Raw genomic sequence first — 20,253 nt, forward strand, 5'->3', positions numbered from 1 at the left:
AAGCCCTCCTCTGCCTCGCCCGCCGCAGAGCCGACGTGCTCTACGCCATGCTCCGCGACGGCACCTTCTACCAGCCCCAACCCGCCCCAGCCCCTTGACCAAACAGATAGGGGCACCCCCCCCGGCGGCGGGGGGCGTCCTCGTGTGCGGGGGCGTCCTCGCATGGGTGGTGCGGGGAGGGCGTCAGCGGGGGGAGGCGGCGAGGTAGTGCAGTACGGCCTGGACGCGGCGGTGGACGGCGGTGGTGCGGGGGATGTCGAGCTTCTCGAAGAGCGCGGCGGTGTGCTTCTCCACCGCGCGCTGCGAGATGCCCAGGCGCGCGGCGATGGCCGCGTTGGTCAGGCCCGCGGCCATGTGTCCGAGCACCTCGTCCTCGCGGGGCGTGAGCGCGTCGCGTCCGGGCCCGGCCCGCAGGAGGCGGGAGATGACGTCGGGGTCCAGGGCGGTGCCGCCGGCGACGACGCGGTGCAGCGCGTCGACGAACTCGTCGACATCGAGCACCCGGTCCTTGAGCAGGTAGCCGATGCCGGCGGGCCCGTCGGCGAGGAGGCTGTGGGCGTAGCTGGTCTCGATGTACTGGGAGAACAGCAGGATCCCGAGCCCGGGGTGGCGCCCGCGCAGCGCGACGGCGGCGCGCAGCCCCTCGTCGCGGTGTGTGGGCGGCATCCGGATGTCGGCCACGACGGCGTCGGGCCGGGTCCGCTCGACGGCCTCGTACAGCGCCTCCGGGTCGCCGACGGCGGCGCTCACCTCCAGGCCGCGGTCGGTGAGGAGTCCGACCAGCCCTTCCCGCAGGACGGCGGCGTCCTCGGCGACGACCAGGCGCAGTGGCGGTCCTTCCGTCCTTCCGGTCACGTCGTCTCCCCCTGGGGTGCGAGCGGCAGGCGGACCGTCGCCGTGGTCGGTCCGCCTGCCGGGCTGTCGAGGGACAGTGTGCCGTCCACGGTGCGTACCCGCTCGGCGAGGCCGCGCAGCCCCGAGGAGGTGCCGGTTCCCGCGGGGCGCACGGCGGCTCCGCCGCGTCCGTCGTCCTCGACGACGAGGACGAGCATCCGGCCGTCCTCCTCGGTGCGGGCGCTGACGGCGATGTGTCCCGCGCCGGCGTGGCGGGCGGCGTTGGCCAGGAGTTCGGCCGCGCAGAAGTAGGCGATGGTCTCGACGGCCTCGGGCGGGCGCGGCGTCTTGGGCAGCGCGGTGCGCAGGTCGACGCGGAGGGCGGGGGTCTCGATGTCGGAGCTGAGAGAGGCCAGGGCGGGGGCGAGCCCGTTGTCGAGGACGGGCGGATGGATGCCGCGCACGAGGTCGCGCAGTTCGGCCAGCGCCGTGCGGGCGTTGCCGAGTGACTGGTCGAGGAGGTGACGGGCCTTGTCGGCCTCGGCAGGGGAGGGTTCGGGCGCGCTCAGCGCCGCGCGGGCGCGGGTGAGCGCCATGGCGAGGGCGACGATGCGCACCTGGGCACCGTCGTGCAGGTCGCGTTCGATGCGGCGCAGGGTGGCGGCGGCGTCGCGTACGGCAAGGGCGCGCGTCTCCTCCAGGTCGTGGACGCGTTCGGCGAGGCGGAGCGGGGCCAGCAGGGTGCGGGCCAGCAGCCGGACGGCAGCGGTCAGCCTGCGCGCGGCCCACTCGGCGAGCACCAGCACGAGGAGCCCGGCGGCGGCGACAGCCCAGACGCGCGGCCAGGTGTCGAGGGGTGTGGCGCCGGTGAGTTCGAGCCCGTCGTGCCCGTTCTGGTGCACGGCGCGGAACCACAGCGGGTAGGACAGCAGCGCCAGCCCGTAGAGCCGCACGGGTAGGTGCACGGCGAACAGCAGCGCGCCGAGCGGCGCGTTGAGGACGGCGAACGCCGCGCACCGCCACGTCGCGCCGTCGTGTGCGGCGCGCAGCGGCCCGGGGCGCGGGGGTGACGGGACGTCCTCACCGAGCAGGCCGCGCACGAGCAGGCGTTGCAGGTCGGTGAGGGCGCGGACCGCCGTCAGGGCGAGGGAGAGGACGGGGATCCCCGCCCTGGTCACACAGAGCACGGCGCCGAGCGCGACCAGCGCGAGCGCGGGCAGACCCAGCAGCGCGGGCACGAGCCCCGCCGCCGCGTACGCGGCGGCGCGCAGCGCCTTCCGCGTCGCGGGGGCGGGGGGCGTGTCGTCAGAGGCGGTCGCAGTCACGGGACTCGTCTTCGTGGGTGGGGTAGTCGCGAGCCATCCTGGTGCACGGCTCGTTGGTGCACCGCCGGGGCACCCGGCCGCGCGGGCCCTCGTGCACCGTACGGTCAACGCGCACGCCCGCCTGCACCGTACGGTCAACGCGCACGCCCGCCTGCACCGTACGGTCAACGGGGCAGCGCTCGCCGCAGATGCCCCGGTACCGGTGCCAGGGTCGCCAGGAGTGCGAGGGCCAGCACGCCGCCACCGAGGCCCGCCCACGCGGTGGCCGGCAGGGCGGCGAGGGAGGCGTCCGCGGCCTCGCCCAGGGGCAGGGTCACCGCGAGGGCCACGGCGGTGCCCGCGCCGAAGCCCGCGCAGGCGATCGTCACCGCCTCCACGGCCCGCACCCGCACGACCTGCCAGGACGCGGCTCCCACCGAGCGCAGCAGGGCGACCTCGCGGCGGCGTTCGGCGCTGAGCATCACCAGCGTGTTGACGGCGGCGAGGGCGGCGAAAGCGGCGTAGAGGACGGTCGCGAACAGGTCGACCCACGACGGTTCCGCCGCGTGCGCGAGCGCCGCCAGCTTGACCAGCGTGAAGGCGACGACCAGCGCCACGGGGGTGACGGCGGAGGACAATCGCCTCGCCTGCGCTGCGAGTTGCGCGAAGGCCAGCTGTGTCGCGGCTCCCCCGCCCAGCGCGCGCGGCGCCGTGACCACGCGCAGGGGCCAGGACAGCAGCAGCGCCGCCGCCCGCGTCAGGACCGGGCCCGCGCACCCGACGGCGACCAGGTGGGCGAGCAGGACGAGCGGCAGGTGCTCGCCGACGTCCTCGCGCGGGCCCGCCGCGGTGACCGCCGTCAACAGCGCGGCACCGCACAGCGCGACGAGCGCCAAGGCGCCCCGCACCACGCCCGTCACCGTCAGCCCGCGCCGCGCCCCCGCCGTCTCGGACAGGGCGTCGGAGGGGCGGGCGCGTGCGGCCCGGTGCGCGGCGAGCAGTCCGCCGAGCTGCGAGGTGACGACCAGCACGCCGCAGGCCGCCAGCGCGGGCGGCCAGCCGACGAGGAGCGGCACGCCGTCCGGTACCAGCCCGTGCGCGGCCATCCCCGTCAGCCAGCCGCGCGCCAGCAGCCCGCCCAGTGCGTAGCCGAGGGGCAGCGCGGGCAGGGCGGTGCACAGCGCCTCGACGGCGACCGCGCGCCGGATCTGCCACGGCACCGCGCCCACCGCCCGCAGCAGGGCGTGCTCGCGGGCCCGCTGGGCCACCGCGAGCGCCATCACCAGCGCGATGACGAAGAGCGAGAGGTAGACGGTCACCACCGTGAACCCCGCCCCCATGGCGGTCAGCTGCTCGCGGACGGCGGCCCGGCGCACCCCGGAGGCCGTCCGCAGCATCGCCACGGAGGCGGTCACGACGGTGGCGGACAGCACCAGCACGGAGAACACCCCGGCGAACGCGACGGGCCGCGCCCGCACCGAGGCCCGCGCGAGTCCGTTCGTCATACGGCCACCTCCGACGCGTACGCCCCGGCCGCGCCCGCCGGCGCCCCCGGCCCCACACCGGCGGGGCCCGCAGCGACCGGGCCCGCACCCCGCCCGGCACCCGCCCCCGCCCGTCCCGCCAGTGACCGCATACGTGCGGCGATCCGCGCGGCGGCGGCCGCACCGGGCTCCCACCCCCCGGTCTCGGCCAGCTCCTCCACCACCCGGCCCTCGGCCAGGAACAGCACGCGGTCGGCGTAGGTGGCGGCCACCGGGTCGTGGGTGACCATCAGCACCGTCGCGCCCGAGGTGTCCACCGACGTGCGCAGCAGGGCGAGCACGTGCTCGGCGGTGGCCGGGTCGAGGGCGCCCGTCGGCTCGTCGGCGCAGATCAGCTCGGGTTTCGTGATCAGGGCGCGGGCGAGGGCGACGCGCTGCTGCTGGCCTCCGGAGAGTTCGGCGGGGCGGCTGCGGGCGCGGTCGCCGAGGCCGACGCGGGAGAGCGCGTCCACGGCGCGGGCCCGGTCCGCGCGCCCCGCGCCGCCCCCGGCCAGCCGCAGGGGCAGCCGTACGTTCTGCTCGGCCGTGAGGGCGGGGAGCAGGTTGAACGACTGGAAGACGAAGCCGACCCGCTCGCGGCGCAGCCTGGTCAGGGCGCGCCCGCCCATCCTGGTCAGCTCGTCCCCGCCGAGCCGCACACTGCCCCCGCTCGGCCGGTCCAGGCCGACCGCGCACTGGAGCAGGGTGCTCTTGCCGGAGCCCGAGGGGCCCATCACGGCGGTGAAGCTGCCCCGTGGCAGCGTCACGTCCACGCCGTCCAGCGCCCGCACCCGCTGCCGCCGCCGCCCGTAGCTGCGGGTGACCCCCGTCATGACGAGGGCGGGCGCACCGCCGTGGCCGCCGTCGTTGTCTCGCCTGTTCCTCATGGGCACGACGCTACGAACGCGCGGGCCGCGCCACGAGGGAGCCGCCACCCGTATCGGGGGTTCGGAATCACCGAACCCCCGCACCGAACCCCCGCCCCTTACGCCTGGAGCAGTTCCGCCAGCGCGAGCAGGCCCGTGACGCGCAGATCGGGGGCCGGCGTGTCCCACGCGGCCCACAGGTGGCCCCACGGGCCCCTGACGAGGTGGCAGGTGCGCAGTCCCGCGGCGCGGGCCGGGCCCACGTCGCGGGAGGGGTGGTCGCCGACGTAGAGGGTGGCGGCCGGCGCGCTGCCGGTGGTGGAAAGGACGCGGGCGAAGAAGGCGGGGTCCGGCTTGGCGCAGCCCCACTCCTCGGAGGTGGAGACCGTGGCGGCGGGCAGGTCCATCGCGCGCAGCAGGGCGCCCGCGCGGGCCGTCTGGTTGCCCGCGACGTGCACGGCGACGCCGGCCGCCGCCAGCGCGGTGAGGGCCGGGCGCACGTCCTCGTACAGGTCGGACTCGTCCAGGTGTTCGCCGCGCCCGGCAGCCTCCCGCGCGGCGCGCTCGGCGTCCACGTCGATCCCGGGTCTGGCCAGGCGCAGCGCCTCCTGGTTGTCCCGCCCCTGCGCGACGACCGCGCCGACGAGCGCGGACAGCGTGTGCCGGGGCACGCCCAGCCAGTCCGCCCACGACCCCCAGTAGCGGTCGTCGCGCACGAGCGTCTCGCCGACGTCGAGGACGACGGTGGTGATGCCGGTCAGGTCGGGTTTCACAGCCAGCCGTTTCTGCGGAACGCGCGGTGCATGGCCACGCAGGCCACGGCGATGACGACGAGGACCAGCGGATAGCCGAACACCCAGTCGAGTTCCGGCATGTGGTCGAAGTTCATGCCGTAGATCCCGCACACCATCGTCGGCACGGCGACGATGGCGACCCACGCGCTGATCTTGCGCATGCCCTCGTTCTGCGCCGTGGACACCTGCGCCAGGTGCGCCTGGAGGATGGAGTCGAGGAGGGCGTCGAAGGACGCGATCTGATCTGTGACGCGCACCAGGTGGTCGGCGACGTCCCGGAAGTACTTGCGTATCTCCGCGTCGATCAGCCGGTTCGGGCGGGAGGAGAGCAGCTCCAGCGGGCGGGCGAGCGGCTGCGTGGCGCGCTTGAGTTCGAGCAGCTCCCGCTTCAGCTGGTGGATGCGGCCCGTCTCGAAGGCGCCGCCGCCCCGCGCGGAAGGGGCCTGCGGCGCGAACACGGCGCTCTCCAGGTCGTCGATGTCGGTCTGCACCTCGTCGGCGACCAGCAGATAGTCGTCGACGACCTGGTCGGCGACCGCGTGCAGCACCGCGGCGGGGCCCTGCGCCAGCCGCTCCGGATCGGCCTCCAACGCCTCCCGCACCGGGCCGAGCGAACCGTGCCTGCCGTGCCGCACGGTGATCACGAAGTCGGCGCCGGCGAAGACGACGATCTCGCCGGTGTCCACCACCTCGCTGGTCGTCGTCAGCTCCTCGTGCTCCGCGTAGCTGACCGTCTTGAAGACCGCGAACATCATCTCGCCGCCGCTGCCCGACTGCGAGGCGAACCACTCGGCCTTCGGCCGCTGGTGCGGCTCGATCGCGTTCTCCACCGCCAGCGGATGCAGCCCGAACAGTTCGGTGACGCCCTCGAACTCCGCCTCCGACGGCTCGTGCAGCCCGATCCACACGAAACCGCCCCCGCCCGCACCGCCCGTGCCCGCACCTGCGGCGGCGGCGCGGCCCTTGCGGACGCAGGCCAGCGCCTCCTCGACGCCGCACTCGGCCATCAGCCGCGTGCCCTCGCTGTCGTAGGCGACACAGCTGACCACCGAGGTGCCCAGCGGCGAGCGCACCGGGTGGGAGAGGTCCACCGAGGGACGCGGCAGGCGGGGCCGCACCACCCGGCGCAGGCTGCGCACCACCGGGACCGTGGGCATGTGGGGGCTCCTCGGCTTCCTCGTCGTCGTCGGTCTCCCCCAACTGTGCCCGCAAATCGCGCCCGAATGCGCGGGCCTCGCCCGTACTCCCCCGGGGGTACCGGCGGGTAGGGGGCGTGCGCCCGGCGGAGTAACCCGCGCTCGTCCTTCCGCCCGACGCGCGCGAGTGCCGCGGGGTCCACCCTGGGGGACGCGGGCCACGCCTGCGCGCGAGCGCGCACCCACGGGGCAGTCCACGCGCGAAGAAGGGAGGGGTTCGGATGGCCGCGACCACGACACCCACGGTCTCCCGCGACCTGACGACGTTCGGGGCCCGCTGGGCGGACGCCGAACTGCACGGCGACGTCCCCGGCTTGGAGGCCCTGCTGACCGACGACTTCGTGGCCGTCGGGCCGCGCGGCTTCCTGCTGGACAAACGAGGCTGGCTGGCACGGTACGAGACGGGGGCGCTGGTGCACGACCTGTTCACCTGGCGCACCGAACACCTGCGCCGCCACGGCGACGGCGCCGTCCTCCTCGGCGTCCAGAGCCAGCAGTCCGTCTACGAGGGCCGCGACGTCGACGGCCACTTCCGCGCCACCCACCACCTCACCACGGCGGCCTCCGCGGTCCCCTCCGCAGGAACGTCCGCCACCGTGCGCCCCGCCTGGCGCCTGGCCGCGCTCCACCTCTCACCGATCGAGGGAACCCCACCCGAGTCGCTGGCGGGCACACCCGGGCCCGTCACCGGCCGCCGCGACTGAACGCGCGGACGACCTCCCGGATGACGGCGCCGAGCACCGTGCGGAAGAACCACCTCACGCCGTCAGTTCCCGAGCGCGCTCCTGGGTGAGATAGGCGTCGGTGGCCTCCATGTCCTGGAGAGTGGCGGGACGGCGGGAGAGGAACCCGGTGCGCAGGAAGTCGTCACCGGTCAGCGCGTTGAGGTTCCAGTTGGCCACCGTGCGCGCCTTGGCCGTGAAGGTCGGCAGGGCCATCAGGTGGTAGCCGCGCGCGATGACCTGGGCGGGGAAGCCCGAGACCTCGTAACCCAGCGGCCTGGCGACCGCGTCGGTGCCCCCGAGATCGACGACCAGCCCCAGGTCCCTGTGCCGGTAGGGCGTCATCGGCTCCCCGCGCAGGGTGGCGAGCAGATTGCGCGCCATGTGCTTGCCCTGGCGGCTGGCGTGCTGCGCCGTCGGCGGGCAGACCGCGCCGCCGACCTTCGTCAGGTCCGGTACGGCCGCCGCGTCGCCGAGCGCGTACAGCCCCCGGTGCCCCGGCACGGTGAAGTCGGCGTTCACCACCAGGCGGCCCTTCATCGTCTCCGCGTCGAGCATGCCGATGAGCGGGCTCGCGGCGACACCGGCCGTCCAGATGAGCGTCCGCGACGGCAGCACCCGGTTGTCGGTGAGCGTGATCCGCCGCTCCTCCGCCTTGGCGACGGAGACACCCAGCGACACGTCCGTACCCCGCTCCCGCAGGATCTGCTGCGCGCGCCGGCCCAGCCGCGCCCCCAGCTCCGGCATCAGCTTCGGCGCGATGTCGAGCAGATGCCATCTGATCAGGTCGGGGTCGAGCCGTGGATAGCGGCGGGCGGCGGAGTTGGTGAGCCGCTGGAGGCACGCCACCGTCTCCGTGCCCGCGTAACCGCCGCCGACGACCACGAACTGCAGCCGCTCGGCCTTCTCCTGCTCGTTGGTGCTGGCCGCGGCCAGGTCGAGCTGGGCGATGACGTGGTCGCGCACGTACGCGGCCTCGGCGAGCGTCTTCATGCCGCGGGCCTGCTGGGTGAGGCCCGGGATGTCGAAGCTGCGGGTGACGCTGCCGGGGGTGAGGACCAGGTGGTCGTAGCGGTAGTTCTGCGTCTCCCCGCTGATCAGCCGCACGACGCACACCTTGTCGTGGGTGTCGACGCCGATGACCATGCCGGGGATGATCGAGGTGCGGTGCAGCAGCCTGCGCAGCGGCGGTGCGACGGACTGCGGGGTGAGCACCCCGGCGGCCACCTGGGGCAGCAGCGGCAGGTACAGCTGGTAGCTGGCAGGGGTGACGAGGGCGATCTCCGCCTCTTCGGGCCGCAGACCACTCTCCAGCCCGCGTGCGCACTCGACTCCGGCGAAGCCGCCGCCGACGATCAGAATTCTGGTTCGCTCCATGGCTGCACCCGCAACGGTTGGCGTGCGTATGGGCGTACTTGCCCTTTTCGTCCTCCCGGACAGCCTGGCACGGGGCGGCGGGGGTCGCCACCGCTGCCGGCACCGCACAGGGCGCGGGCCGACGCAACCCCGCCCCCACGCCGACCCTCACCCTGTGCGACCGGCCGTCACACGGACGGCCCCGTCACCGTCCGACGTCGGAGCCGTCCTCGGGCCACACCGCGACGACCGAGGGCCGCACGTACTTGCCAGGACCGTCGGGCCAGCTGGAGGCGGGCTTCTCGACGGAAGCGCCGTCCACCTCGCCCGGGTGCTGGACCGCGACGAGGACGCGCCGGTCCTGCACCAGCGGCCCGCACGTCTCCGCGCCCGTCGGTACCGTCAGGAACTGCCGCACCTGGCCGCGCCGCCGACCGGCGGTGGCGACACCGAACAGCCCGTCGTGTGAACCCAGCTCGTTGCCGTCCGTGGACAGCCACAGGTTGCCGTAGCCGTCGAAGGTGACGTTGTCCGGGCAGGAGATCGGGCTCACCTCGTCCTTGGGGAAGCCACCGAAGTACGTGCCCGGGTCCTCGGGGTCGCCGCACACCAGGAAGAGGCGCCACGAGAAGCGCAGCGACTGGGGATCGTCCCCGCGCTCGGCGAACTCCAGCACCTGCCCGTGCTTGTTGGCCCGGCGCGGGTTCGCCTCGTCGGGGCCCGCCTTGCCCGCCGCGCCCCGGTCGGTGTTGTTGGTCAGCGCCACGTACACCCGCCCCGTACGCGGGGAGGGCTCGATGTCCTCGGGGCGGTCCATCTTGGTGGCGCCCGCCTTGTCGGCCGCCAGCCGCGTGAAGACGTACACCTCCTCCGCGCTCATGCCCTCCACGAACGACCTGTCGCCCGCTGCCAGCGGAATCCACCGGCCGGTGCCGTCGAACTCGCCGTCCTCGGGCAGGGTGCCCCTCCCGTCGATCTCGTCGGCGGGGCTGTTCCCCGAGAGCCTGGCCACGTAGAGGGTGCCCTCGTCCAGCAGGGACAGGTTGTGGCGGCGGTCCTCGGCGCTCCGGCCGCGGCGCATCGTCTTCTTCGAGACGAACTTGTAGAAGTAGTCGAAGCGCTCGTCGTCGCCCATGTAGACGACCGCGTGCCCGTCCCGGGTCAGCCGCGGCTGCGCCGCCTCGTGCTTGAAGCGGCCGAGCGCGGTGTGCTTGCGGGGCGTGGAGTCGGGGTCGTACGGGTCGACCTCGACGACCCAGCCGAAACGGTGGACCTCGTTGGGCTCCTTCGTCAGGTCGAACCGGTCGTCGAACCGCTCCCAGCGCCGCTGGCTCGCCCCGCCGACGACGCCGTACCGCTTGAGCGCGGCCGCCCGCTGAGGGTTCGTGACCTGCTCGGCGTGGGCGAAGTACTGGTTGAAGTTCTCCTCACCTGAGAGCACCGTGCCCCACGGGGTGGTGCCGCCCGAACAGTTGTTGAGGGTGCCCAGCACCCGGCGCCCGCGCGGGTCAGCGGAGGTGCGCAGCAGCCGGCTGCCCGCCGCGGGGCCCGTCACCTCGAACGGCGTGGTGGCGGTGATCCGCCGGTTGAGCGGGTGGCGCGGCACGGCCCGCAGCGCGCCGGTACGGTGCTGTCCCGCGACGGCGACCACGGACAGGCCGTGCGCCGCCCAGGCGATCTCCACCTGCTCCCTGGTGGGCTTCTCCGGGTCGTACCCCGCGAACATCAACTCCTCGTTCGTGTACTCGTGGTTGGCCACCAGCAGCTGGTCGGCGCCGCCCCTGTGCCCGGCGCCACCACGGGTGCCGCCCCGGGAGTGCAGGGGCAGCAGCGTGAGGAAGTCGTTGTTGTAGCCGAACTGGCCGGCTTGCGCCTCGGCGCTCTGCCGCGTCGGATCGAAGGCGGGGGCCCCGCGCAGAATCGGTTCTCCCCACCGGATCACCACGTTCTGCCCGTACCCCTCGGGAACGGTCACCGCGTCGGCCGTGTTCGGCGCCACGGGTGTGAAGCGCAGCCCCTTGGCGGCCTTGCCGTGGTGGGGTTCGCCGTGCCGCGGGGCCTCACCGTGCCTGCCGCCCTCGCCCGTCGGGGCAGCCGCGGAGGCCGGTGCCGCGCCGGGGCCCGCCAGCGCGCCGGCGCCCACCGCTGTCGCGGTCCCCACCACGGCACCGGCGCGCAGCACCGAACGGCGCGAGAGGGCGCGGGCGATGACATCCCCCGCGTACTCGTTCGCACTGGTGTTGGGCACCTCGTGGAAGCAGGCGTCACCGCAGCGGTAGCGGCAGGTCATCGCTGATCTGCCACCCGGGTGCGAGGTGAGCAGCGGCAACGGCTTTCGCATCGTCATCCTCCGGTCTGTGCGTCGTACGCCGCCGCGACGCTAGGCCCGCGGGCACTCCCGCGTATGACGCCGGAGTGAACCCCGGCTGAACAGGCCACCGGCTGCGCCCCGAAGCAGCGCGGGGAACCGCGCGACCAGCCACGATCCACCCGCCGACCGCCCACCGCGGACAGTCGCGTCCCGTGCCGGAAGACGATCCGCGGGCGGCGATCAGCAGGCACTGATCAGCAGGCACTGATCAGCAGACAGTGATCAGCAGGCAGATGTCTTCCCGGCACGGTGGAGGACAGGGAGCGGAGGTCTACAGCGGCGGCGCGGCGTCGCCGTCGCCCTCCTCGTCCCAGGCCAGCCGCACGGCCTCCGTGTGGGCGATCGTCTCGCCGATCCAGTCGGGTGCGAGCGCGGTCTTCGCATAATCGCGGGCGCACGGCAGACACGCGTACGCGCTGCCGCCGGGCCCCGAGCCCGTCTCGATGATCGCGATCAGCGCCCGGTGCCGCACCGGCAGATCGCAGCGGCAACACGTGCCCGGGTTGGGCCCTTCGGCCTGCATCCCGCCACCTCCTTCACCGTCACTGGCGTCGCTTCGTCGCCACATTGCACACGACGCACCCGGCGTTTCACCGTGCGTCACGTCGCGGCGCGGCGGCCTCCGCGGCGGCCAGCCTCCCCCTTACGGGGCCAACGCTCCCCGCAGGCCACATCGTGCCCGCGTCGCACCGGTTTTTGTGCGTTGTCGTCGTCTTCGTGCCGACGCGTAGCCGTTTGATGACCGTTGTTCTTCCTCCGCGACGCCCCCCGTCGCGGGTGACACCCGCCGCCCCGCCTTGACGCGGGCCGCGGGGTGCGGGGCGGGAAAAGGGGTGGCGGGCGGCCGATAGGATTCGGGTATGGCGGCCACTGGATCAGAGCAGGCGGGGCCGAAGGCGTACTACGTCTCGACCCCCATTTACTACGTGAACGACGCTCCCCACCTGGGCCACGCCTATACGACCGTCGCGGGCGACGTGCTCACCCGCTGGCACCGCCAGCGCGGCGAGAAGGTGTGGTACCTCACCGGCACGGACGAGCACGGTCAGAAGATCATGCGCACCGCGGAGGCCAACGGGGTCAGCCCGCAGGAGTGGTGCGACAGGCTCGTCGAGGAGTCCTGGAAACCCCTGTGGGAGCACCTCAGGATCGCGAACGACGACTTCATCCGCACGACGGAGAAACGCCACACCGACCGCGTCCGGGAGTTCGTCCAGGACCTCTACGACCGGGGTGAGATCTACCAGGGCGGCTACGAGGGCCCGTACTGCGTGCCCTGCGAGGAGTACAAGACCTACGGGGAACTCCTCGACGGTGAGGGCGAGTACGAGGGGCTCCAGCTGTGCCCCATCCACAAGAAGCCCGTGGAGATGCTGAAGGAGGAGAACTACTTCTTCAAGCTCTCCGCCTACGGCGAGCGGCTGCTGGCCCACTACGAGGCGCACCCGGAGTTCATCCAGCCCGAGTCGGCACGCAACGAGGTCGTGCAGTTCGTGCGCCAGGGCCTGGAGGACCTGTCGATCTCGCGCTCCACGTTCGACTGGGGCGTCAAGATCCCCTGGGACGACAAGCACGTCATCTACGTGTGGATCGACGCGCTCCTCAACTACGCCACCGCCGTCGGCTACGGAAGCGACCAGAAGAAGTTCGAGGAGACCTTCCCCGCCGACGTGCACCTGGTCGGCAAGGACATCCTCCGCTTCCACGCCGTGATCTGGCCCGCCATGCTGATGGCGAACGGCCTGCCGCTGCCCAAGCGCATCGCCGCCAACGGCTGGCTGATGGTCGGCGGCGAGAAGATGTCCAAGTCGAACCTGACGGGCATCTCCCCGCACGAGCTGACCGACCACTTCGGCGTCGACGCCTACCGCTGGTACTTCCTGCGGGCCATCGTCTTCGGCCAGGACGGCTCCTTCTCCTGGGAGGACTTCTCCGCGCGCTACACCAGCGAGCTGGCCAACGACTACGGCAACCTCGCCTCGCGCGTGGCCGCCATGGTCGGCAAGTACTTCGACGGAACGCTGCCGGAGCCGGCCGCGCACGGCGAGGCCGAGCAGGCCATCGCCGACGGCCTGACCACGGCCGTACGGGACGCGGACGAGAAGCTCGGGGAGCACCTCGACTTCGCGGGCGGCATCGCCGCGGTCTTCGACTTCATCAAGCAGGTCAACGGCTACCTGACCGAGCAGGCGCCGTGGAAGGTCGCCAAGGACACCTCCGCGGAGGCGCAGGAGCGGCTGGCCACCATCCTCTACACCGCCGCCGAGTCGCTGCGCGCCTGCACGGTGCTGCTCAACGCGGTGATGCCGGAGTCCAGCGCCAAGCTGTGGGAGTCCCTCGGCGCCGAGCCCGCCCTGGGCGCCCTCGCCGACCAGCCCCTCGCCGACGCGGGCCGCTGGGGCCAGCTCCCCGCCGGCACGAAGGTCACCAAGGGCGCGGCCCTCTTCCCGCGGTTGGAAGAGACGAAGTAGAGCTCGCAGGCCGCGCGGGAAGAACCGGGGGTCTGGGGGCCGCCCCCAGAAAACGCAGCCCGCGGCTGGAGGAGACGAAGCAGCGGCGCCGCGTCGTGAGCCGAAGCCGTCGCGTCCCCGCGGACGCGACGGCTTCGCTCGTCCAGGGTCGAAGCGCGGGACTCTCAGCCAGGCACCCGGCCAAGGCTCGTGACGACGATCCTGATGACCGTCTCCTCGATCACGTAGAGGACGCGGTAGTCACCACTGTGCAGGCGGCGGACGTCCGTCGAGCCGAAGGCGAAGGAGCCCCGGGGGCGCGGGTTCTCGCCGAGTGCGTCAACCGCCTCGTAGACCGCGGCCAGACCCTGGGGGTCCTCCTTGAGGAACCGCACGGCCGCGTTGGTGGCCCGCGGCTCCCAGATGATCTCGTACGCCACTACCGGAGCCCCAGCATCCTTCCCACTTCCTCGTGTGGGGTGCCGCTCTCCGGCGTCCCCTCGGCCTTCCGACGCTCGTATTCGGCCAGCGCCAGCGCGTCTTCGAAGTCCTCTATCACCTGCGGTGACACGAGCAGCGCGGCCACGTGTCCGTGATCGGTGAGGGCGATGGTCTCCCGCGCGTGCGCCGCGCGGCGCACGAGGTCACCGAGTTGGGACCGGGCGGCGCTGATGGCGATCTCCGTCATGAGTCACATGATTCCCCAACATTCATCTTGTGGTCAATCGGGAAAGCGATGAGCCCCGTCCGAACCGGTGCCTCTTCCGCCGATCGGACAGCACGTCGTGGACCCGGACGCGCGTCAGTCCCCGTAGACCGGCAGGCACGCCGTGTCGACGGGTTGCGTGAAGGGAGCGGGAAGCAGCAGTTCGTCGCCGTACTTGCCGCGCAACCGGCCCTGGTACTCGCCGTCCCGCGGGTGGGTGAAGAGCGCCCAGTCGCCGCCGCGCGGGTCGAGGACCAGCAGGGTGCGCACGCCCGCCGCCGCGTACCAGCCGTTCTTGGCGCTGACGTCTTTCGCCTTCTCCGACTTGGAGATCACCTCGACGGCCAGTTCGACGTCACCGGGGTCGACGAGCCATTCGTCGTCCTCCTTGCACTCGATGGGCAGGACGACGAGGTCGGGGGTGCAGTAGTCCTCCGGGTCGCCGGGCAGGGCGATGGAGGACATCTCATAGGCGTCGAGTCCTTCCGGGAGCTGTGATGAGAGCTGCCGGATAAGCCTCTTGACCGTTCCCGCGTGCTTGCCGCGCGAGGTCGGGGACATCACGAGTTTCCCTCCCAGGATCTCCACGCGCAGACCGGTCGCCCTCTCGATCTCCTCCGCGACCTCGCGCAGATTGCCGGGACGGGGGCTCAGGGCGGGCACCGTCATGGCTGTTCGCCTCCACGTGGTGGCAGGACGGGCTGCGTACGGGCCCACAGTAGCGGGCACACCACCAGCCCGGGTCCCTCTTCGGTCGAGGGGCCCGGGCCCGTGGGGCGTCCGCGGCGGCGGAAGGCCGCGCGCTACTGCGCGGGCTTCGCCTGCGGGGGCTTGCGCACCGACAGGTGCAGCTCGCGCAGCCGCTTGTCGTCGACCTCGCTGGGGGCGCCCATCATCAGGTCGAGGGCGTTGTTGTTGAGGGGGAAGGCGATGGTCTCGCGGATGTTGGGCTCGTCGGCGAGCAGCATCACGATGCGGTCGACGCCGGGGGCGATGCCGCCGTGCGGCGGGGCGCCGAACTGGAAGGCGCGGAGCATGCCGCCGAAGTCGCGCTCGACGTCCTCCTTGGAGTAGCCGGCGATCCCGAACGCCTCGAACATGATCTCCGGCTCGTGGTTCCTGATCGCGCCGGACGACAGCTCGACGCCGTTGCAGACGATGTCGTACTGCCAGGCGAGGATGTCCAGCGGGTCCTTGGTGCGCAGCGCCTCCAGGCCGCCCTGCGGCATGGAGAACGGGTTGTGCGAGAACTCGATCTCGCCGGTCTCCTCGTCCTTCTCGAACATCGGGAAGTCGACGATCCAGCAGAAGCGGAAGACGTTCTCCTCGAAGTGTCCGGCGCGCCGGGCGGCCTCGACGCGGACCGCGCCCATGATCGTGGAGACCTCGTCGAACTCCCCGGCCCCGAAGAAGACCGCGTGCCCCGGTGCCAGGCCGAGCGCCTCCGTCAGCGCCTTGACGTCGTCCTCGGTGAGGAACTTCGCGATCGGGCCAGACAGCGAGCCGTCCTCGGCGACCCGCACCCAGGCCAGGCCCTTGGCGCCCTGCTCGACGGCGAAGTCGCCGAGGGAGTCGAAGAACTTGCGCGGCTGGGACGCCGTGTCCGGCACCGGGAGCGCACGCACGTGCTTGTCGGCGAACGCCTTGAAGCCGGATCCCGCGAACAGGTCGGAGACGTCGGCCAGCTCCAGCCGGGCGCGCAGGTCCGGCTTGTCGGAGCCGTACTTGACCATGGCCTCGCGGAACGGGATCCGCGGGAAGGGGGAGGTGACCTCGCGGCCCTCGCCCAGCTCCTGGAACAGCTCGGTCATCAGCGTCTCGATGACGGCGAAGACGTCCTCCTGCTCGACGAAGCTCATCTCCATGTCGAGCTGGTAGAACTCGCCGGGCGAGCGGTCGGCGCGGGCGTCCTCGTCGCGGAAGCAGGGCGCGATCTGGAAGTAGCGGTCGAACCCGGCGATCATCAGCAGCTGCTTGAACTGCTGCGGCGCCTGCGGCAGCGCGTAGAACCTGCCCGGGTGGATGCGGGAGGGCACCAGGAAGTCGCGGGCGCCCTCGGGCGAGGTGGCCGACAGGATCGGGGTGGCCAGCTCGTTGAATCCCTGGGCCACCATCTTCTCGCGGATCTTCGCGATGACCTGCGAGCGCAGCATGATGTTGCGGTGCATGCGCTCGCGGCGCAGGTCGAGGAAGCGGTACTCCAGACGCCGCTCCTCGTTGACGCCGTCCTCGGCGTTGATGGTGAAGGGGATCTGCTCGGCGCCGCCCAGCACCTCCACCTGGGAGACCTCGACCTCGATCTCGCCGGTGGGCAGCTCGGGGTTGACGTTCTCGGCGCCGCGCGCGGTGACCGTGCCGTCCACCCGCACGACGGTCTCCTTGGACAGCGAGCTGAGCTTGGCGTCCACCTCACTGGACTCGTCACGGACGACGAGCTGCACGATGCCGTAGTGGTCGCGCAGATCGATGAAGAGGATGCCGCCCAGGTTCCGACGATTGTGCAGCCAGCCGCTGAGGCGGACGTCAGTGCCGACGTCCGTGGCGCGAAGCTGGCCGCAGGTGTGGGACCGGTACCGATGCATCATTCATCCAAGTCGTTCGGCGCAGGGGTCACAGTGGAATACCCCTCAGAGTACCGCCCTGGGCTACCCTGCCTCGCCCCCGTTTCCGCAACCAGACGGACTCTGCATAAAGTGGTGCAATGCGCACCGACGACGCCCTGGCAGCCCTGGGCGCGGGCCTGTGGACCTGGGACGAAGCCACAGGTCTGGTGACGCTCGACAACCGCGCGGCGCGGCTGCTGGGAGTCGACGACTCCGCGGTCGCGGGACCGGGGGGCCCGGCGGTACCTTCCGGCCCGGCCGGACCCGCCGATCCGTCGGGCCCCGCCGACTCGGCGGGACCGACCGTAGCGCCCTCGCCGCCCGGGACTCCGCCCGGGGACGGGCGCCCTGCGGCGGGTCCCGCGCCCCGCACCGAGACCCACCTCACGCTCCCGGGCAGCGCCGTCCGCTCCCACCTGCACGCCGTCGACTACGTGGGCTTCCAGGGCATCGTCACGCTCGCGCTCGCCGAGGAGACCACCGCCGAGGCGCTGCTGCGGGTGGTGGACGCGGACGGTGCGGTCGTCGGCACCGTGCGCACCGTCGTACGCCCCGCGCCGCGCGCGCCCGCCGGCACCGGGCAGCGGGAAGAGGGCGCGCCAGGGCTCGTCGGCCTCGTGTACGCGGTGCCGGAACCGGAGGAGCGCCCCGAACAGCAGGCGGCGGGTCCGCTGACCCGCGCGGCCCCCAGCGGCGACCCGGGCGGCTACAGCGGCCATGGCGGCCACGGGCGGGACGTGGACGGGCCGCAGGGGCGCGGCACCGCGGCCGCGTGGGACTGGCGCCGCAACCGCGAGGCGTTCCTGCTGGACGCGGGGCGGGCGCTGGCCGAGGCGTACACCACAGCGGACGTGCTGCGGGTCGCCGCGTCGCTGGCCATGCCCGGCTTCTCGCCCGACGCGCTCGCCGTCTTCTGCGTCAGCGGCGACCAGCTCACCGTCTACGGCGCCTCACCCGGCGCCCCGGCGCGGCCCGGCTACCCCTACGGACCAGGGCACCCGTACGGGCCCGGGGGCGGCCTCGGCCCGCCCGGCAGCGGGGCCCGCCTGCGGCTGACGGACGACGACCCGGCCGCCGAGGCCGTGCGCACCGGCCGCGCCCTCTACCTGCTCGACCCGCGGGAGTACGCGGACCGGTTCCCCGCCGCGCGCCCCGCCGAGACCCAGCCAGGGCGCACCGCCTGGGCCTTCCTGCCGCTGACCGTCGCGGGCCGCACCATCGGCGCCTGGATGGCGGCCTTCGCCCAGCCCGTCGCCTTCACCCCGGACGAGCGCGCCGTGCTGACCACCGTCGCCCGGATGCTCGCCCAGTCGCTGTCGCGAGCGCTGCTGAACGAATCGGAGCGCGAGCTGTCCGCCCGGCTCCAGCGGGCGATGCGGCCCGCCCACAGCCCGGCCGTCCCCGGCATGGACCTTGCGGCTCGCTACGTGCCCACCGGCGGCGGCCTCCAGATCGGCGGCGACTGGTACGACGTGATCCCCCTGCCCTCGGGCAGAACCGCCCTGGTCATCGGCGACGTGCAGGGCCACGACGTGCGGGCCGCGGGCATCATGGGCCAGCTGCGGGTGGCCGTGCGGGCCTACGCCTCGGAGGGCCACCACCCCGACGCGGTACTCTCCCGCGCCTCCCGCTTCCTGCACGGCATGGGCGCCGGCGAACGCGTCAACGCGCCCCCGCCCTCGGCCCCCGCCGAAGAGGCGGCCGGATTCCCGCCCGAGGCCGGAACGGGCCAGGAGGAACCGGAGACCGCAGACCCGCGCTTCGCCACCTGCCTCTACGTGGAGGTCGACCCCGCCACCGGCACCCTGGACGTCGCCCGCGCGGGACACCCCGACCCGGCCGTCCAGCTCCCCGACGGGCCGATGATGGTGCGCCCCACCGCGGGCGGCCTCCCGCTCGGCATCGAACCCGACACCGACTATCCGGTCACCCGGCTCGTCCTGGAGCCCGGTGAACGGCTGCTGATGTGCACCGACGGGCTGCTGGAGGCCGGCGGGCACGACCAGGAGGCCGGCTGGGAGCGGATCAACGAGGTCGTCGAGGGGCTGCGCACGCGGCCGGACGACGGCGAGGCGGAGACCGGCCCCGAACCCGGCCTCGAACAGGTGGCCGACGCGCTGCTCCGCGCGGCGCACGGCGACGAGTGCGGCACACCGGCGCGTACGGCGGCTCCCCCGCTCACCCCCCGGCGCGAGGACGACATCGCGCTGCTGCTCCTGGCGCGCGGCGCCCGCGCCGGAAGCCTGACGGGCGGCGGGACGCCCGTCTCGGCGCGGCGCACCGTGATGCAGGTCGCGCAGGCCCAGCCCGACCGGATCGCCACCGCCCGGCACCAGCTGCGCGACCTGCTGCACGACTGGGCCGACCCGGAGCAGGTGGACGGCGCGGTGCTGATGCTGTCCGAGATGCTGACCAACGTGCTCGTGCACACGGACGGGGACGCGACGCTGGTCGCCCAGATCACCGCACCGCGCGCCAGGACCACGACCGGCACCGGGACCACGGCCGGCACCGGGGGCACGGCCGGCACCGGGGGCACGGAGAGTGGCGCGGAGCGCGGTGAGGGGGGCGGTACCCAGGAGCGCACGCTGCGGGTCAACGTCTCCGATGCCAGCGACGAGCTGCCGCACCGCCGCAGCCCCGGCGAGCTGGCGTCCTCGGGGCGGGGTCTGATGCTGCTGGGCATGCTCGCCGACCGGTGGGGCGTGGACCCGCGGGGCGAGGGCAAGTGCATCTGGTTCGAGATGCAGGAGGCCGACCCGGCGGCGAAGGACGTCGAGGAGGCGGCGGAGCCGTCCCTGGACCAGTGGGAGGCCTGGGACCTCTCGGCCCTCGACGAGGACTGACCCGGGGTCGGGTCGGGTCGGGTCGGGTCGGGTCGGGGGCGCTCTAGCCGTACATGCGCCGCATCGCGAAGTCCACCATCTCCTCCACCGCCTTGGCGTCGAAGACCACGCGGTGCTCCCCCTCCATGTCGAGCACGAAGCCGTACCCCGACGGCAGCAGGTCGAGGACCTCGGCGCCGGTGATGACGAAGTACTTCGACTCCTTGCCCGCGTAGGCGCGCAGCTCCTTGAGGGTGGTGAACATCGGGATGACCGGCTGCTGGGTGTTGTGCAGGGCGAGGAAGCCGGGGGTGTCGCCGCGCGGGCAGTACACCTTGGAGGAGGAGAAGACGCCCTGGAAGTCCTCCGCGCTCAGCGACCCGGTGGTGAAACCGCGGACCGCCTCCTGGAGGGAGGGCGGGGAGGGCTCGGGGTAGAACGGCTGCTGCTGCTGCGGTCCCGGCTGGCCGTAGGGAGGAGGCGCCCCCTGCTGCGCGCCGTAGGGGGGCGGGGCCTGCTGGTATCCGTGCCCGCTGTGTCCGCCGTGCCCACTGTGCCCACCATGGCCGCCGTGCCCTTGCCCGGGCGGGGCACCGGTCTGGTCGTAGCCGTACATACCGAAAGAGTATCCAGTCACAGATGGACGGCGAGGGGTTGCTTCTTATTACCGACGGGTAGCATCATCGAAGGAGCTACCGACAAG

At 73.1% G+C, this 20,253-nt stretch carries 17 protein-coding genes; 3 read left to right on the plus strand and 14 right to left on the minus strand.

Annotated features, from left to right (window positions below):
- Positions 1 to 183: 183 nt before the first annotated feature.
- From DTL70_RS31780 to DTL70_RS31805, 6 genes are all read right to left on the minus strand, one after another.
- On the minus strand, positions 184 to 828 hold the full coding sequence (locus DTL70_RS31780; protein WP_114025594.1) for a response regulator transcription factor: 645 nt from the start codon (positions 826 to 828) through the stop codon (positions 184 to 186).
- Positions 829 to 851: 23 nt separating this feature from the next.
- Positions 852 to 2,159, minus strand: coding sequence for a sensor histidine kinase (locus DTL70_RS31785; protein ID WP_181861157.1), 1,308 nt, complete (start codon positions 2,157 to 2,159; stop codon positions 852 to 854).
- A gap of 164 nt (positions 2,160 to 2,323) precedes the next feature.
- The gene (locus tag DTL70_RS31790; RefSeq protein WP_114025497.1) at positions 2,324 to 3,643 is read right to left on the minus strand and encodes an FtsX-like permease family protein; all 1,320 of its coding nucleotides are present in this window, start codon (positions 3,641 to 3,643) and stop codon (positions 2,324 to 2,326) included.
- Positions 3,640 to 4,548 carry an ABC transporter ATP-binding protein gene (locus tag DTL70_RS31795; RefSeq protein ID WP_114025498.1) on the minus strand — a complete coding sequence of 303 codons (909 nt, stop codon included), beginning with the start codon at positions 4,546 to 4,548 and terminating at the stop codon, positions 3,640 to 3,642. The genes DTL70_RS31790 and DTL70_RS31795 overlap by 4 nt, the downstream gene beginning before the upstream one ends.
- A 98-nt stretch (positions 4,549 to 4,646) precedes the next feature.
- The gene (locus DTL70_RS31800; protein ID WP_114025595.1) at positions 4,647 to 5,279 is read right to left on the minus strand and encodes an HAD family hydrolase; all 633 of its coding nucleotides are present in this window, start codon (positions 5,277 to 5,279) and stop codon (positions 4,647 to 4,649) included.
- A gap of 17 nt (positions 5,280 to 5,296) precedes the next feature.
- Positions 5,297 to 6,478: a magnesium and cobalt transport protein CorA gene (locus DTL70_RS31805; RefSeq protein ID WP_114025499.1), complete on the minus strand. Its 1,182-nt coding sequence runs from the start codon at positions 6,476 to 6,478 to the stop codon at positions 5,297 to 5,299.
- Between the two features lie 260 nt (positions 6,479 to 6,738).
- Here DTL70_RS31805 and DTL70_RS31810 point away from each other — a divergent pair, with 260 nt between their 5' ends.
- Positions 6,739 to 7,221 (plus strand): nuclear transport factor 2 family protein, encoded by a 483-nt coding sequence (locus DTL70_RS31810; protein ID WP_114025500.1) that lies wholly within the window; start codon positions 6,739 to 6,741, stop codon positions 7,219 to 7,221.
- 54 nt (positions 7,222 to 7,275) lie between these two features.
- Here the strand turns inward: DTL70_RS31810 and DTL70_RS31815 are convergent, their stop codons facing one another.
- From DTL70_RS31815 to DTL70_RS31825, 3 genes are all read right to left on the minus strand, one after another.
- The gene (locus tag DTL70_RS31815) at positions 7,276 to 8,616 is read right to left on the minus strand and encodes an NAD(P)/FAD-dependent oxidoreductase (RefSeq protein ID WP_114025501.1); all 1,341 of its coding nucleotides are present in this window, start codon (positions 8,614 to 8,616) and stop codon (positions 7,276 to 7,278) included.
- Between the two features lie 184 nt (positions 8,617 to 8,800).
- Positions 8,801 to 10,936: a PhoX family protein gene (locus tag DTL70_RS31820; RefSeq protein ID WP_114025502.1), complete on the minus strand. Its 2,136-nt coding sequence runs from the start codon at positions 10,934 to 10,936 to the stop codon at positions 8,801 to 8,803.
- 301 nt (positions 10,937 to 11,237) lie between these two features.
- Positions 11,238 to 11,489 (minus strand): hypothetical protein, encoded by a 252-nt coding sequence (locus tag DTL70_RS31825; RefSeq protein WP_114025503.1) that lies wholly within the window; start codon positions 11,487 to 11,489, stop codon positions 11,238 to 11,240.
- A gap of 337 nt (positions 11,490 to 11,826) precedes the next feature.
- Here DTL70_RS31825 and metG point away from each other — a divergent pair, with 337 nt between their 5' ends.
- The gene (gene metG, locus DTL70_RS31830) at positions 11,827 to 13,437 is read left to right on the plus strand and encodes a methionine--tRNA ligase (RefSeq protein WP_114025504.1); all 1,611 of its coding nucleotides are present in this window, start codon (positions 11,827 to 11,829) and stop codon (positions 13,435 to 13,437) included.
- A 164-nt stretch (positions 13,438 to 13,601) separates the two neighbouring features.
- On the opposite strand, the gene DTL70_RS31835 is transcribed toward metG, so the two are convergent.
- The 4 genes from DTL70_RS31835 to aspS form a co-directional block, all read right to left on the minus strand.
- Positions 13,602 to 13,856 carry a type II toxin-antitoxin system RelE family toxin gene (locus tag DTL70_RS31835; RefSeq protein WP_114025505.1) on the minus strand — a complete coding sequence of 85 codons (255 nt, stop codon included), beginning with the start codon at positions 13,854 to 13,856 and terminating at the stop codon, positions 13,602 to 13,604.
- Complete coding sequence (locus DTL70_RS31840; RefSeq protein WP_114025506.1) at positions 13,856 to 14,104, minus strand: type II toxin-antitoxin system Phd/YefM family antitoxin; 249 nt, start codon at positions 14,102 to 14,104, stop codon at positions 13,856 to 13,858. The genes DTL70_RS31835 and DTL70_RS31840 overlap by 1 nt, the downstream gene beginning before the upstream one ends.
- A gap of 114 nt (positions 14,105 to 14,218) precedes the next feature.
- Complete coding sequence (locus DTL70_RS31845; protein WP_114025507.1) at positions 14,219 to 14,791, minus strand: Uma2 family endonuclease; 573 nt, start codon at positions 14,789 to 14,791, stop codon at positions 14,219 to 14,221.
- Between the two features lie 134 nt (positions 14,792 to 14,925).
- The gene (gene aspS / locus DTL70_RS31850) at positions 14,926 to 16,704 is read right to left on the minus strand and encodes an aspartate--tRNA ligase (RefSeq protein WP_181861161.1); all 1,779 of its coding nucleotides are present in this window, start codon (positions 16,702 to 16,704) and stop codon (positions 14,926 to 14,928) included.
- A 119-nt stretch (positions 16,705 to 16,823) separates the two neighbouring features.
- Here aspS and DTL70_RS31855 point away from each other — a divergent pair, with 119 nt between their 5' ends.
- Positions 16,824 to 19,571, plus strand: a complete 2,748-nt coding sequence (locus DTL70_RS31855) for a SpoIIE family protein phosphatase (RefSeq protein ID WP_114025509.1) — start codon at positions 16,824 to 16,826, stop codon at positions 19,569 to 19,571.
- Positions 19,572 to 19,614: 43 nt separating this feature from the next.
- On the opposite strand, the gene DTL70_RS31860 is transcribed toward DTL70_RS31855, so the two are convergent.
- The gene (locus tag DTL70_RS31860) at positions 19,615 to 20,166 is read right to left on the minus strand and encodes an SseB family protein (RefSeq protein WP_114025510.1); all 552 of its coding nucleotides are present in this window, start codon (positions 20,164 to 20,166) and stop codon (positions 19,615 to 19,617) included.
- Positions 20,167 to 20,253: the final 87 nt, after the last annotated feature.

Source organism: Streptomyces diacarni, assembly GCF_003323715.1.
Classification (GTDB): Bacteria; Actinomycetota; Actinomycetes; order Streptomycetales; family Streptomycetaceae; genus Streptomyces; species Streptomyces diacarni.